Genomic DNA, 12,575 nt, shown 5'->3' on the forward strand with positions numbered 1-12,575 from the left:
AATGTTATTGGACGGCTCTGCCAAAACAGCCTTGCCGCTTACTCAAAACCGTAACGCTTGCCGGTCAGTTTCATGATTTCCAGGGGCTCGGAGCGTCCCTGTTTTTTGATCCAGATCCGGTCTGCCTGGTCCATATCCATGACCTGCACGTATTGCGCGTCTTTGGGGAAATACAGGTTGGTAATCTGTGCATCGTGGATCGAATAGGGCAGGAATGTCCGGTCCATTTCGGAGAGAACCTCGTAACGCGGCGCCGGGTAAAAGATGGTGTCGCCAGGCTGGTAATTCGCTTGTATCTTCTTGGCAGCCTCCCAGTATGGGTTAGGTACGCGAGGTACCGCAAAGTAGCCGTATTTCGGTGAGCGGTCCTCATAGAATTCCTTTAATCTCAATCCCACAAAATAGAGCTGGGCGGCAAGGAATACGAAAATAAGCACCCGGAACTCGACCTTCAAAGTGGTGTAGAATTGCAGCAGCAGGCTTAACAGAATAATCACATAAGGGAAAGAAAAACCCGAGTACCGCTGCATAATGCCATAAGTATGCCCGTTCTTGAACGACATCAGGATGAGGAACAGCGTCGGTACGAGCGCCATCATGTAAAGCATCCACAGCCTCGCCTTTTGCTGGCGGTCCGCGTTTTTGTGTAAATCGGGAATAAAGGACAATGCAAACAAACTGACGCTCAGAATGCAGAATTGCAGTTTGTGGTTATTGTAAAAAAACGCGACGACGACGATAAGTAAATACGGGAAACGTGGCGTAAGCCACGCCGGAGTATTGATCTTGTCTTTAAAACGGTACCAGCAGATCAGTATCAATGCTACCGCCAAAGCCACAACGACATTCTTTTTGCCTCCGAGGGCGTCGGTAAGACCGTTAGTGAAAATCACGAGGTCCGCGAAAATGGGCAGCGATTTGTTGAAAACATTCAATGGCGTTGCAGGCAGGATATTCCCGAATGCCTGCCCGCCTGTATCTGCCATCCTTTTATATAACGCCGCCTGATATTGCAGCGAGGACAATGTGTAAACGCCCCCCCCGAACATTAGCCACCAGGCCACACCGGAGAGCGCAAATACCGCCGCAATAGCCATGCGAATCCATCCTTTGAGCGTCCTCAGGAAAAACAATGCATACAATGCGTGCGCCAGCAGTACCGCGATGACCAGAAAGTGACTGAGCAATCCGAGCCCGGCGGAGAATACATAGCCTACATAAAGCCCAAATGTTTTCTTTTTACTGGCTTTATTTTCAATGATTTGTAAAAAGAAATACGTTGCAGCGAGCGTCAGAAAGAATGTCAGCGAATAGTTGCGCGCCTGGTGGCTGTAAGCGATGAAAAAAGGTTCGATGGCTGTAATACCTGCTGCTATAAGCGCGGTATTGGTCCCGAAGAAACGTTTCGCAAACAGGTAGGTTAGCCCGATGATCAATACACTGAAAATGACTGAAAAAAGGCGAATCGAGTAGTCGGAGAAGCCGAACATGTCGATCCACGGATGCAGGAGCAGGTAGTAGAACGGGCTGTTCCCGATATCGCTGCGTGTCATGGCTTCGTAGTAGTCCTCAATGGACTTCGGAGCCCAGAATTCGGCAGGCGTGAATGCCTTAGGGGTATAGATTTCGTTTGCCGTGAATGAGCGGAGTACCTGTTTTTGCGGGTGGGCCGGTGTTGTCCAAAAACGGGAATCGGACAGCTCACGGGTAGCAAAAACTTCTTTCTGATTAGCCCCTTCCAATACAATGCCCTGGCTGACGAGCAATGTGCTCACTTCATCGAAGAAAATACTGTACCTATCGAGGTTATGAAGTCTCAACGCAAGACCTGCAACGAGAATGAGGGTGAGTATGAGCCTTGACCGCAGGGTTTCTTTGGTTTGGTTGGGAGACATTAGTGCGTTCGCTGATGGACGCCGCGAAAATAACGAAATTTCCCGTTATAGGATATTTTTTAGATTTTAAGAATCGTAAACTCTACTCTGCGGTTTTTCTGACGCGACTGCTCGGTGAGGTTGTTGGCAATAGGGCGCGTTGGTCCCCAGGCTTTGGTTTGAATGCGCTGGCCGTCGATCCCTTTGGATAAAAGGTACTTTTTTACTTGCTCCACGCGATCGGAGGAGAGCTTGATATTCTTTTGCACTTCGCCCTGGTTGTCGGTATGGCCTTCCAGCAGTATTTCCATCGAAGGGTGGGCTTTCATTGTTTCGGCGATCTTGTCGAGCTCGGCGAAGGACGACGGGGTCACTTCCGCGCTGCTCTGGGAAAACATCGCATTGCTGAGCCGGATCTGCTGGCCTGCCTTAATGGGTTGCAGGTAAATGTTCTTCCGGATCGACCGGAAACCGGTTTCTGCGCTCAGGTCCATATCCTCCGAAACGGGGAAAAAACCTTCACCGGAGGCGGTAATGCGGTATATTTCCTTCAACGGGAGTATCAGCCGGTACTCGCCGGTTTCGGGGTCAAAGCTGGCCTTTGCGAATGAGGCACTCGTGTTTTTGATGTCGGCGGTAATGTCGGATTTTACCGGTTTATTGGTTTCCGCTTCCAGGACGGTCCCACTCACAACCGCCACGGGGTCGGGCTTGATCTCGGGCGTCATGCGGATACGGAAAATGTCTTCCTGGCCTACAACCTTATCGCTGGCGCTGAAATAGGCATAGTCTCCGGTAGCGGGAATATTGATAAATGCATCCCAAAGAGGCGAGTTCACCGCTGGTCCCAGGTTTTCGGGCGTCGACCAGTTGAGCCATGTGTCGTCCAGGCGACGGGTAAGGAAGAGATCGCCCTGGCCATAGCCGGCATGCCCGGATGAGGAAAAGTATAGCGTCTTGTTGTCCAATGCCAGGAAAGGAGTACTTTCATTATCGGCACTATTGATCACGCTGCCGAGGTTTCGAGGCTCCGACCAGGTGTTGTCTTTTTGTAAAAACGAAATATATAAGTCTTTGCCGCCCTCGGTATCATTTCCCTGAACCGCCATAATGAGCACGTTTTCAAAGGGTGAGACCGAGATTTCAAAGTATTTAGCTGTTTTGAGGAAGTTTGTGATCTTCCATGGACGTGGTACCGACCATCCCGATTTGGTTTTGAAGGCGCGGGAAAATCCGAAATACATATTGCCATCGGCCCCGTATTCATTAATGAGATAGACAGTTTTGCCGTCTGCCGAAATGCTGGTCATTGCGTTTTCGCCCCCGTTGTTGATCGGTGGGCCGATATTGACGGCGTCTGTCCACTCACCTTTATCGTTGAGCGTCGAATACCACACATCCTGATGAGCAGGCGAGCCTATATTGCCTTCAAAGTCGTTTCTGGTGAAATAGAGCGTCTTACCATCCGGCGAGATAATGGGCGCCACTTCCTGGCCAACAGAGTTGATCGCCTTGCCCATATTCTCCTTTTGCGCTTTCAACTGGGAGGCCACAAAATTGATTTTGGCTTCAACAGGCGCCATATCCGGTGAAATACCGATCGCGTCGATCTGATTGAAACCCGAAACTTTACCCGGTTGCAAGACTATTTTCACCGCATTGGCCTGGATATTCTGTTTGGGGAATATGTGAAGCATACGACCTTTCACTGTTTGCTGTGCAGCCGGTGTTTCCGAAACGAGGTATTCCTTACCCGCAGCGTCATATGTATATACGCGCACGATCGCGCCTGGATTAAAATTCTCGGCAATCACGATCTGCTTCAGTGGAATGGCTTTGTCGAAACCCACTTTGATCCACTCCTCATTGCGCCCGTCGGCGTCGGCCGGCGACCAGGCACAGGGGCTGTCGCCAAAATCAGGCAGCTTGTTGGGAACACCCAGGATCTGTTTGGATCGGTATGCGTGGCCTATTTGCGAAGGCCTGTACTCGGAAGAATACCCCAAAACCTTATTGGCCCATAATACCTCCTGGCAGTACGCGAAAAGCGGCATAACTGCCATTAATATGCTGAAAAGGGTATTCTTAAATCTCAAATGCATAGGGTGATCAGATGCCGGCAGGGCTATGCTATATCTGGTAATATATTAATAATACAAAAGAAAGTCAAACTTACTGCTTGGCACCAATGAGGAGTATCCAATCCCATTCCGGTTGTAGTTCGGGCGGCTGAACGATCGCTTCCTCATCCAACTTCAGATCCTTGCCGTTCCATCTCTTGCCCGTGCGTGGGCTGTACCAAACCGCGCCGAACAGGTTACCTTCCAGATGTTTGAGGTTCAGTCGCACCGTTCGTGAGGTGGGAATGTAAAGCATCGCCATCTTTTTGTTCGAAAGCGAAACGATGCCTATTTCCGCCTTATCGAGCGAGTCTACCAGCAAATCGGGCGTATCCGGCTGCATATATTCCCACGGAATGCCTTTCAGGATTTTAACGAGTTGGTGAATGTACTCGGCTCCGTCCTTTGTAATGTTGACTTTCCAGGTTGGGTTGAAGTTCTTAATCGTACTCATATGGCAGAAACCTGCCGCCGAGCTCAGAATGGACTGGTATGCCTGGTTGCGTATCAGCGTCGACTGGTCGGTAATTTCTTTGGGGAATTCCGAATTAGCGATCAGGAATGGCCGCAATGCAGCCTCAGCCGAATTTTTTTGCCAGTTGGCCAGTGCGGCATATTCGGCCGGGGTTACCGTGGAATCGGGAATAATGAATTTGAGCTGCGAATGGTTGGGGGAATTGTCGTTCACGCTCGTTGGCGAGCAGGTGTTGAGTGAAGCGACGATCTGCCCATCCGATTCAGCACGGATACCTTCGGAAATCGCTTTAAACTGCGAAGCGCTTTGGTATTCTTCTTCGCTGACGATCCAGATGATGTTTGGGTATTTGGCAAAATGTTTTCCTACATAGGTCCCGTAGCTTTTCCACGCATCCTCCTTCTGCGCATCGAAAACCGTATTCCAGCTCTGCCGGGAGACGACGATCCCGACCACCAGATTTCGCTCTCTGGCAGCCGCGACTATTTTTTCCAGATAGTCAAAGTAGGCTTTGTTGGGTTTGGTCAGATCGTTATTGTCGAGAAACGGCGCGACCTTGTTGAAATTCCGTTGGTTGGGTAATGCGGGGAGCAAATGCACAAGAAAGGTATTGAACGACTGCGACTTGCGGATATCCATATATTGTACCGCCTCGGCATAGCTCAACCTCCGCAGCATTTGCCAGGCCACGTCGGCCACCATCAGAAACGGTGTTCCGTGGTTATCGGTAATATGTCTGCCATTCGGGCTGATTTTCAACGGAAATTTCGGTGGGGCCTGGTCTTCCCTCTGAAAAACAAACCCGAGCGAAAGTAAGCAAGCCAACAGGAGTCCGGGCAGGGATCTGGCGACCAGCGATTTGAACATATTCATGGTGTCAGCTCAATGGATACTAGCTATTTCCCAGCTCGGCGATCGTTTGCACCGGATTGGGCGAGGTGAAAACGAAGCTGCCTGCGACGAGGATATCCACACCTTCGCGCACAAGCCTGGGCGCATTGTGGAGATTAACGCCGCCGTCGACTTCTATCTTGAAGTTGTAGCCGAATTTTTTGCGGTAGTCATCCAGTGCCGCAATTTTCCGGTAGGTGTTTTCAATAAATTTCTGCCCCCCAAATCCGGGATTTACCGACATGATCAGGATCAGGGAAACATCGCCCATGATCTCGCTCAGAACGTCCACCGGCGTATGGGGATTGAGCGCCACGCCTGGTTCGGCGCCGAGCTCTTTGATATGCTGGATGGTGCGGTGCAAATGTGGGCAGGCCTCATAATGCACGGTAATCCCGAATGCTCCTGCCTTACGGAACGCTTCAAGGTAGCGGTCGGGCTGCTCAATCATTAAATGTACGTCCAGCGGCTTTTGGGCATGACGGTGAATGGCTTCGCACACGGGAAGTCCGAATGAAATGTTGGGGACGAACATGCCGTCCATGATATCAACGTGTATATAACCTGCGGAACTGCTGTTGATCATTTCGACGTCGCGTTGCAGGTTCGCAAAATCCGCGGCTAGTATGGAAGGGGCAATTTCAGCCATAAAATCAGAAGCTAGTAATGATTAATGAGGCCGAAATTAGTGAATTTATGGGGAAGGCGGGTACACGGACCGTTTTCTGTTGATTAGGTCATGCAAAATCACCTGACATAGCGCTCGCGGGGAACGACAGCGCCGGTAGTACTTTCGATTGCACCTTTTGCTCATCCGAAAATGTGCCGTACAACTCGTATCGGCCTTCCACGAGCGTATAGATTTCAATGCGAACCTTATCGGGAAAGACGATCCAGCATTCGGGCACGCCGTAGCTTTCGTACACACCCTTTTTGACGACCGTGTCCAGCTTTCTGGAGCTTGGCGACACGATTTCGATGACCAGATCAGGCACGCCGCGAATCCAGTCTTGCATGATGTTCCGGTTCGCATTGGATACGAAAAATATGTCTGGTTGCAGGTGATTGAAATCCTGTTCCAGAATTACGTCGAAGGGCGCAGCAAATACACGACCGAGTTTGTTTTGCTTGACATGATTCGCCAGCAGCAGAACCAGCTCCACGGAAGCCGACTGGTGCAGAAATTTCGGGCTAGGCGACATGACTTCCTCGCCGTTTATGATCTGCGTCAGATCCGGATTGTAGTAAATGGTTGGTTCCAGGGTTTTCATAGGCTTTGCCGTTTTGAACGAAAATACGAAAAATACATGACATACTGAGCGTGTGATGGATAGGTTAATATCCCATTGATACGTCTGGATATACAATTGGTAACACATCAATTATCCAATGCCCAAAATTTGAATTAAATCTTAAATTTGGGCCGAATCATCAAGCGCCGTGACCACTATGAATCCCCAACAACGAATCCAGGAGCTTTCCGAAAAGCTGCATTATTACAATGACCGCTACTACCAGGACAGCGAGTCGGAAATATCGGATTATGAATTTGACCAGCTGCTCAAAGAGCTGCAAGCCCTGGAAAACCAGTACCCGGAATTCAAACAGGAGGATTCACCGACTCAGCGGGTCGGCGGGGCGGTAACTAAAACGTTCAATGCGGTGTACCACCGGTATCCAATGCTATCGCTTGATAACACCTATAACGAGGAGGAGCTCCGGAGCTTCGACGACCGGGTGCGCCGCGGACTTGAGGGCGAAGCTTATGAATATATTTGCGAGCTGAAATTTGACGGGATATCGCTCAGTTTTACCTATGAAAATGGCATTCTTGTACGCGGTGTTACGCGGGGCGACGGTACGCGCGGGGACGAGATCACGAACAATGTTAAAACCATCCGCTCGTTGCCTTTGCGGGTGAAAGCCGACAATCTCCCGCCATTGTTCGAGATTCGGGGGGAGGGTTTTATGCCGATCTCTTCGTTTGAAAAATTGAACGAGGAGATGGATACGCTGGGCGAAAACCCGTACGCCAATCCTCGGAACGCAGCTTCCGGCTCATTCAAATTGCAGGATTCGGCTGAAACGGCTCGTCGCGGGCTGGATTGTTACCTCTACTACTTCTTTGCCGATACCGATGTTTTTCCAACCCAGGAAGAGAGTTTGAAAGGAATGAAAGCATGGGGCTTCAATGTGTCGCCGGGCTGGAAAAAGGTGGCGAATATCGACGAAGCCATTGAATACATCCGCGAATGGGAGGAGAAGCGCATGAATCTGCCTTTGGCGACGGATGGTATAGTGATCAAGGTCAATTCTTTTGCTCAGCAGAGGGAACTTGGCTTCACAGCAAAAAGCCCGCGCTGGGCGATTTCCTATAAATATAAGGCTGAAAATAAACCGGCGGTGCTGCGAATGGTAACCTACCAGGTAGGCCGGACCGGCGCCGTGACACCGGTTGCTAATCTATGTGACCTTTCGGAGCGTGCATTGCCGTACAATCAGGTGAAGGGCGTGCATTTGTCGGGTACGCGTGTTAAGCGCGCGACTTTGCATAATGCGAACGAGCTGGAAAGGCTGGGTATCCGGATAGGCGATACCGTTTTCGTGGAGAAAAGCGGGGAGATTATTCCCAAAATCACCGGAGTCGATGTTTCTCAGCGTGAAAAGTACGAAACCGAGGAGATCGTTTTTCCGACGCATTGCCCCGAGTGTAATTCCGAATTGCAGCGGAATGAGGGTGAAGTTGCCTTCTTCTGTCCGAACGACAGCCATTGCCCGCCGCAACTGAAAGGTCGCATTGAGCATTTCATTCATCGCAAAGCAATGAACATCGAGAGTCTGGGAGAAGGCAAGATCGAGCTGCTTTTCGATCTCGGCCTTGTGCGTACGCCTGCGGACCTGTATGACCTCAATTACGACAAGCTGCTGGGCCTCGAAAAGAATTTGCTCAACGAGGAAACCGGGAAAGTTAAAAAGATCAGCTTCCGGGAAAAAACGGTGGATAATATCCTGAAAGGCATTGATTTGTCAAGAACCGTGCCATTCAAGAATGTACTTTTTGCGTTGGGTATCCGCTTTGTAGGCCAAACTGTTGCAGAGAAACTGGCGGCGTATTTCAAATCCATGCAGGCGCTGCGAGCTGCGAGTTACGAACAACTCACGGCGGTACCCGAAATTGGCGGTCGCATTGCGCTGAGCATCGAATCGTTTTTCAGCGTTCCGGAAAATCAGTTGCTGGTTCAGCGATTGGAGCAAGCCGGTTTGCAGATGGAAAGCGATGAAAAACCGGTGGAAATCGAAAGTGACCTGCTGGATGGCAAGACGTTTGTAATCTCCGGCGTTTTCGAAAATTTCGAACGTGATGAGTTGAAAGAGAAGATCGAAGCGAACGGCGGAAAGGTGCTCAGCGGCGTTTCCGGGAAGCTCAATTACCTGCTGGCCGGTGCGAATATGGGGCCCTCCAAACTTGAAAAAGCACGAAAACTGGGCGTCACGATTATTTCTGAGGAAGAATTTTTAGCAATGATTGGAAATTAAGTAAAGAAAATAGCCCCGGAAGGCTAACTTTGTGTTTTAAAATCTAACAATTATATAAGTAAATAATGCCATTGGACCAACGTTTCAAAGGGGTAGGGGCCGCGCTGATCACACCTTTTGATGAACAGAATGAGATTGATTATCCGGGTCTGAAAAGACTGATCGACCTGGTGACGGAAGGTGGTACAGACTACCTCGTAGTACAAGGAACAACTGGCGAGTCGCCGACAGTTACTTCCAAGGAAAAGCGTGATATCCTGGCATTTACAATCAAGAACAACTACAAGAAGCTGCCGATCGTTTACGGCATTGGAAGCAACAATACCCAGGAAGTACTGAATACGATTAAGGAAACCGATTTTACGGGCGTGGATGCGATCCTGTCGGTGTGTCCTTACTACAATAAGCCCACCCAGGACGGTATTATTTCGCATTTTACGGCCATTGCCGACGCTTCGCCAGTGCCTGTGCTGCTGTACAATGTTCCTGGCCGTACGGTCATTAACATGAAGGCGGATACGATCATAAAACTGGCGGCGCATCCGAATATCATCGGTATCAAGGATGCCGGCGGCAGCATTGAACAAAGTATGGAACTCGCTTCCCGTGCGCCGGAGGACTTCCTGCTGCTTTCGGGCGACGATAACCTCGTAACCACCATGGTGAGCGTGGGTTGGCACGGTGTTATTTCGGTGATTGCCAATGCATTCCCGAAAGAATTCCACGACCTTACCTGGGCTGCACTCGAAGGCCGTTTCAAAGACGCTGCAAAGCTGCAACTCGCATTCCTGGAATTCGATACGCTGCTGTACATAGAGTCGAATCCGGTGGGGATCAAGAAATGCCTCGAAATCAAAGGTATTTGCAGCTCTGATGTACGCTTGCCATTGCTGAAAGCTTCGAAAGAGTTAGGCGAGAAGCTGGAAAAGGCGATGGTCCGGGAAGGGTTTATTTGATGGTTACGTTTGATCAGGTGCAGTCAGGTATGGTCAAGTTTAGTCAGTGGAGTCATTTGTAGTCAGGGATGGTCAGGTTTTGATATTGGGTATTCCGGCTTCTAATTTATATTTCGGGCATCACAGGTTTGGGGATTTAATTCCGGCCTGTGATGTTTTGTTTTAAATCAAAAACGAAATGCTATGATCACGTTTTACCCAGGGCCGAGTAAGGTTTATCCGCAGGTCGAACAATATATTTCGGAAGCATTTGCGAGCGGGCTGATCAGTTCCAACCACCGTAGCTCCGGTTTCATGCATCTGCTGGAACAGACGATCACCGATCTGAAAGCCAAGCTGGACGTTCCGGCGGGTTATGAGGTCTATTTCGTGTCGTCGGCGACGGAATGCTGGGAAATCATCGCCCAATCGCTGCTGATCGATTCCAGCCTGCATATTTACAATGGGGCATTCGGCGAGAAATGGATGGAATATACCCACCGCATTTCGCACCGTGCCACCGACGCAGCCTTCGGATTGAATGAAACGCTGCTCATGGACCGATCCGCCATCTTCTCGCGTAACGAGCTTATTTGCATAACGTACAATGAGACTTCGAATGGTACCAAAATCCCGGACGGCTTCTTGCTGGATATTCGTAAAAAGGTCGATAACCTCATTGCGGTGGACGCCACTTCGGCGATGGCCGGCGTGATTTTGCCCTGGGAGAATGCTGATATATGGTATGCTTCGGTACAGAAATGCTTTGGCTTACCCGCGGGACTGGCAGTGATGATTGTTTCGCCCAAAGCCATCGAGCGCGCGATACAGATAGGAGAGCGAAAGCATTACAATAGCCTGCTGTTTATCCGCGACAACTTTTTGAAGTTTCAAACCCCTTTTACGCCCAACATTCTCGGTATTTACCTGCTAGGAAAGGTGATGCAGCAAGTGCCGTCGATCGGGGAAGTGGATGCACAGACACGTCAGCGTGCGCATGACTGGTATGCATTCCTGCTCGAAAACGGGTATGAATTGGTGGTGGAAAATACCGCGGTGCGGTCGGACACGGTTATCGCTGTCCGGGCAGAGAAAGAACGTATCGCGTTCCTCAAGAATGCGGCGCAAAAGGAAGGGATTACGCTAGGCAACGGCTATGGCAAAGAGAAGGACACCAGTTTTCGCATTGCCAATTTCCCGGCTATCAGCGATGAGGAAATAGCCATACTGAAGGCTTTTTTAGCGAAAATGGCCCCGAATTGACAGAATGAGTAGTAAATGACCCTCCTTGTATTTATAACTAAAAAACAAATCCACTCACCTGCGACTTACTAGTTGTGCGATTAGATATTTTAAAGCAATACCAGGCCCAGACCAAATGTCTGGTCGCGCTGGATTCGATTATTTTTGGTTTTGACGGTGAAGAGCTGAAACTGCTGCTGGTGAAACGGGGCATTGAGGATGAGCACCACACCTGGTCGCTGATGGGCGGTTGGGTACAGCCCGACGAAAGCCTCGAAGGCGCATCGTCGCGTATCCTTTTCGAGCTTACGAACCTGACAGACATTTACCTAGAACAACTCTACACCTTCGGAAACCCTCACCGCGACCCGGTGGAGCGCACCGTGTCGGTTGCCTATTTTGCGCTGATCAATGTGGAGGACTACGACCACAAGATCTCCAAAAATTACGAAGCACAATGGTTTTCGATGCAGGAACTACCCAAACTGCTTTTCGACCACGGTGCGATGGTCGATATGGCGATCCAGCATTTGCGCTACAAGGCTTCACAGCACCCGATCGGCTTTGAATTATTGCCGGAAAAATTCACGATCCCGCAGTTGCAAAAACTGTATGAAGCTATTTTCGGCACGGAGCTCGATAAACGGAATTTTAGCCGTAAATTGTTGTCGACCAATTTGTTGATCAAGCTGGATGAAAAACAAAAGGGCTATTCCAAAAAAGGTGCTTTCTTTTATAAAATCGACGAGGAGAAGTACAAGAAGCAGTTCAATACATTCCTGAACTTCCTGCCGGGAAGCGCTTCCTAGCCGCCGGTATTTTTACGATCATTGGTTTTTAAGGTTGTGTAAGCAGTCGGTTTTGAGCAACTTTGCGGGATCAAAACGCCCCAAAGTGTAAGCCCATGTTCAATTTTAAGGAAATCGTTTCCGTCACACTGATATTGTTTTCGGTGATTGATGTGCTTGGCTCATTGCCGGTTATCGTCGATTTCCGGCGAAAGCTCGGCAAGATCGAGTCTGAAAAAACGACCATTGTGGCCGGGCTCATTATGGTGATCTTTCTGTTTTTGGGAGAAAGGTTATTGAGCCTTTTCGGTGTGGATATTGCCTCGTTTGCGATTGCCGGGGCTATTATTTTGTTCCTGCTGGGGCTCGAAATGATCCTGGGGCGCGATATTTTCAAACATGGTAATATGGACGTGAGCGTGGCGTCGATTGTGCCCATTGCATTTCCGATGATCGCCGGCGCGGCTACGATGACGACCTTGCTATCGCTCCGTTCGACGTACCAGATCCAGAATATCCTGGTCGGCATCGTGCTGAACCTCTTTTTTATTTACCTAGTATTGAAATCTTCGAACTGGCTGGAAAGGAAACTCGGGCAGGGTGGTACGGATATTCTCAGGAAGGTGTTCGGTATCATTCTGTTAGCTATTTCTATCAAACTTTTCAAAACCAACCTTTCGATGTAAGTGATTCCCTGGTCGCTTTTTATGTCA

The 12,575-nt window shown here is 49.6% G+C and carries 10 protein-coding genes; 5 read left to right on the forward strand and 5 right to left on the reverse strand.

Features of this window, described 5'->3' with window-relative positions; all coding sequences use genetic code 11:
* Positions 1-38 precede the first annotated feature (38 nt).
* The 5 genes from ACQ4MZ_RS28280 to ACQ4MZ_RS28300 all read right to left on the reverse strand — a co-directional run bounded on the left by ACQ4MZ_RS28280 (position 39) and on the right by ACQ4MZ_RS28300 (position 6,631).
* Positions 39-1,895: a glycosyltransferase family 39 protein gene (locus ACQ4MZ_RS28280; RefSeq protein WP_430850941.1), complete on the reverse strand. Its 1,857-nt coding sequence runs from the start codon at positions 1,893-1,895 to the stop codon at positions 39-41.
* Positions 1,896-1,954: 59 nt separating this feature from the next.
* Complete coding sequence (locus tag ACQ4MZ_RS28285; RefSeq protein WP_430850943.1) at positions 1,955-3,976, reverse strand: OmpA family protein; 2,022 nt, start codon at positions 3,974-3,976, stop codon at positions 1,955-1,957.
* Positions 3,977-4,046: 70 nt separating this feature from the next.
* A complete protein-coding gene (locus ACQ4MZ_RS28290) occupies positions 4,047-5,342 on the reverse strand; it encodes a DUF4038 domain-containing protein (protein WP_430850945.1) in 1,296 nt (431 codons plus the stop codon).
* A gap of 19 nt (positions 5,343-5,361) precedes the next feature.
* Positions 5,362-6,009 (reverse strand): ribulose-phosphate 3-epimerase, encoded by a 648-nt coding sequence (gene rpe / locus ACQ4MZ_RS28295; RefSeq protein ID WP_430850947.1) that lies wholly within the window; start codon positions 6,007-6,009, stop codon positions 5,362-5,364.
* Between the two features lie 88 nt (positions 6,010-6,097).
* The gene (locus tag ACQ4MZ_RS28300; protein WP_430850949.1) at positions 6,098-6,631 is read right to left on the reverse strand and encodes a Uma2 family endonuclease; all 534 of its coding nucleotides are present in this window, start codon (positions 6,629-6,631) and stop codon (positions 6,098-6,100) included.
* 178 nt (positions 6,632-6,809) lie between these two features.
* Between ACQ4MZ_RS28300 and ligA the strand changes: the two genes are divergently transcribed.
* The 5 genes from ligA to ACQ4MZ_RS28325 all read left to right on the forward strand — a co-directional run bounded on the left by ligA (position 6,810) and on the right by ACQ4MZ_RS28325 (position 12,548).
* Positions 6,810-8,897, forward strand: a complete 2,088-nt coding sequence (ligA, locus tag ACQ4MZ_RS28305; RefSeq protein WP_430850951.1) for an NAD-dependent DNA ligase LigA — start codon at positions 6,810-6,812, stop codon at positions 8,895-8,897.
* Between the two features lie 65 nt (positions 8,898-8,962).
* The gene (gene dapA, locus ACQ4MZ_RS28310) at positions 8,963-9,853 is read left to right on the forward strand and encodes a 4-hydroxy-tetrahydrodipicolinate synthase (protein WP_430850953.1); all 891 of its coding nucleotides are present in this window, start codon (positions 8,963-8,965) and stop codon (positions 9,851-9,853) included.
* Positions 9,854-10,036: 183 nt separating this feature from the next.
* Positions 10,037-11,095 (forward strand): aminotransferase class V-fold PLP-dependent enzyme, encoded by a 1,059-nt coding sequence (locus ACQ4MZ_RS28315; RefSeq protein WP_430850955.1) that lies wholly within the window; start codon positions 10,037-10,039, stop codon positions 11,093-11,095.
* 74 nt (positions 11,096-11,169) lie between these two features.
* Positions 11,170-11,883, forward strand: a complete 714-nt coding sequence (locus ACQ4MZ_RS28320; protein WP_430850957.1) for an NUDIX hydrolase — start codon at positions 11,170-11,172, stop codon at positions 11,881-11,883.
* 95 nt (positions 11,884-11,978) lie between these two features.
* Positions 11,979-12,548 carry a MarC family protein gene (locus tag ACQ4MZ_RS28325; RefSeq protein WP_430850959.1) on the forward strand — a complete coding sequence of 190 codons (570 nt, stop codon included), beginning with the start codon at positions 11,979-11,981 and terminating at the stop codon, positions 12,546-12,548.
* Positions 12,549-12,575 lie beyond the last annotated feature (27 nt).

This window comes from Dyadobacter sp. BHUBP1, from assembly GCF_050587785.1.
Lineage (GTDB): Bacteria > Bacteroidota > Bacteroidia > Cytophagales > Spirosomataceae > Dyadobacter.

Coding starts and splice junctions, on each gene's coding strand:
- ACQ4MZ_RS28280 (WP_430850941.1), bottom strand. CDS start 1,895: ATGTCTCCCAACCAAACCAAAGAAACCCTGCGGTCAAGGCTCATACTC.
- ACQ4MZ_RS28285 (WP_430850943.1), bottom strand. CDS start 3,976: ATGCATTTGAGATTTAAGAATACCCTTTTCAGCATATTAATGGCAGTT.
- ACQ4MZ_RS28290 (WP_430850945.1), bottom strand. CDS start 5,342: ATGAATATGTTCAAATCGCTGGTCGCCAGATCCCTGCCCGGACTCCTG.
- rpe (WP_430850947.1), bottom strand. CDS start 6,009: ATGGCTGAAATTGCCCCTTCCATACTAGCCGCGGATTTTGCGAACCTG.
- ACQ4MZ_RS28300 (WP_430850949.1), bottom strand. CDS start 6,631: ATGAAAACCCTGGAACCAACCATTTACTACAATCCGGATCTGACGCAG.
- ligA (WP_430850951.1), top strand. CDS start 6,810: ATGAATCCCCAACAACGAATCCAGGAGCTTTCCGAAAAGCTGCATTAT.
- dapA (WP_430850953.1), top strand. CDS start 8,963: ATGCCATTGGACCAACGTTTCAAAGGGGTAGGGGCCGCGCTGATCACA.
- ACQ4MZ_RS28315 (WP_430850955.1), top strand. CDS start 10,037: ATGATCACGTTTTACCCAGGGCCGAGTAAGGTTTATCCGCAGGTCGAA.
- ACQ4MZ_RS28325 (WP_430850959.1), top strand. CDS start 11,979: ATGTTCAATTTTAAGGAAATCGTTTCCGTCACACTGATATTGTTTTCG.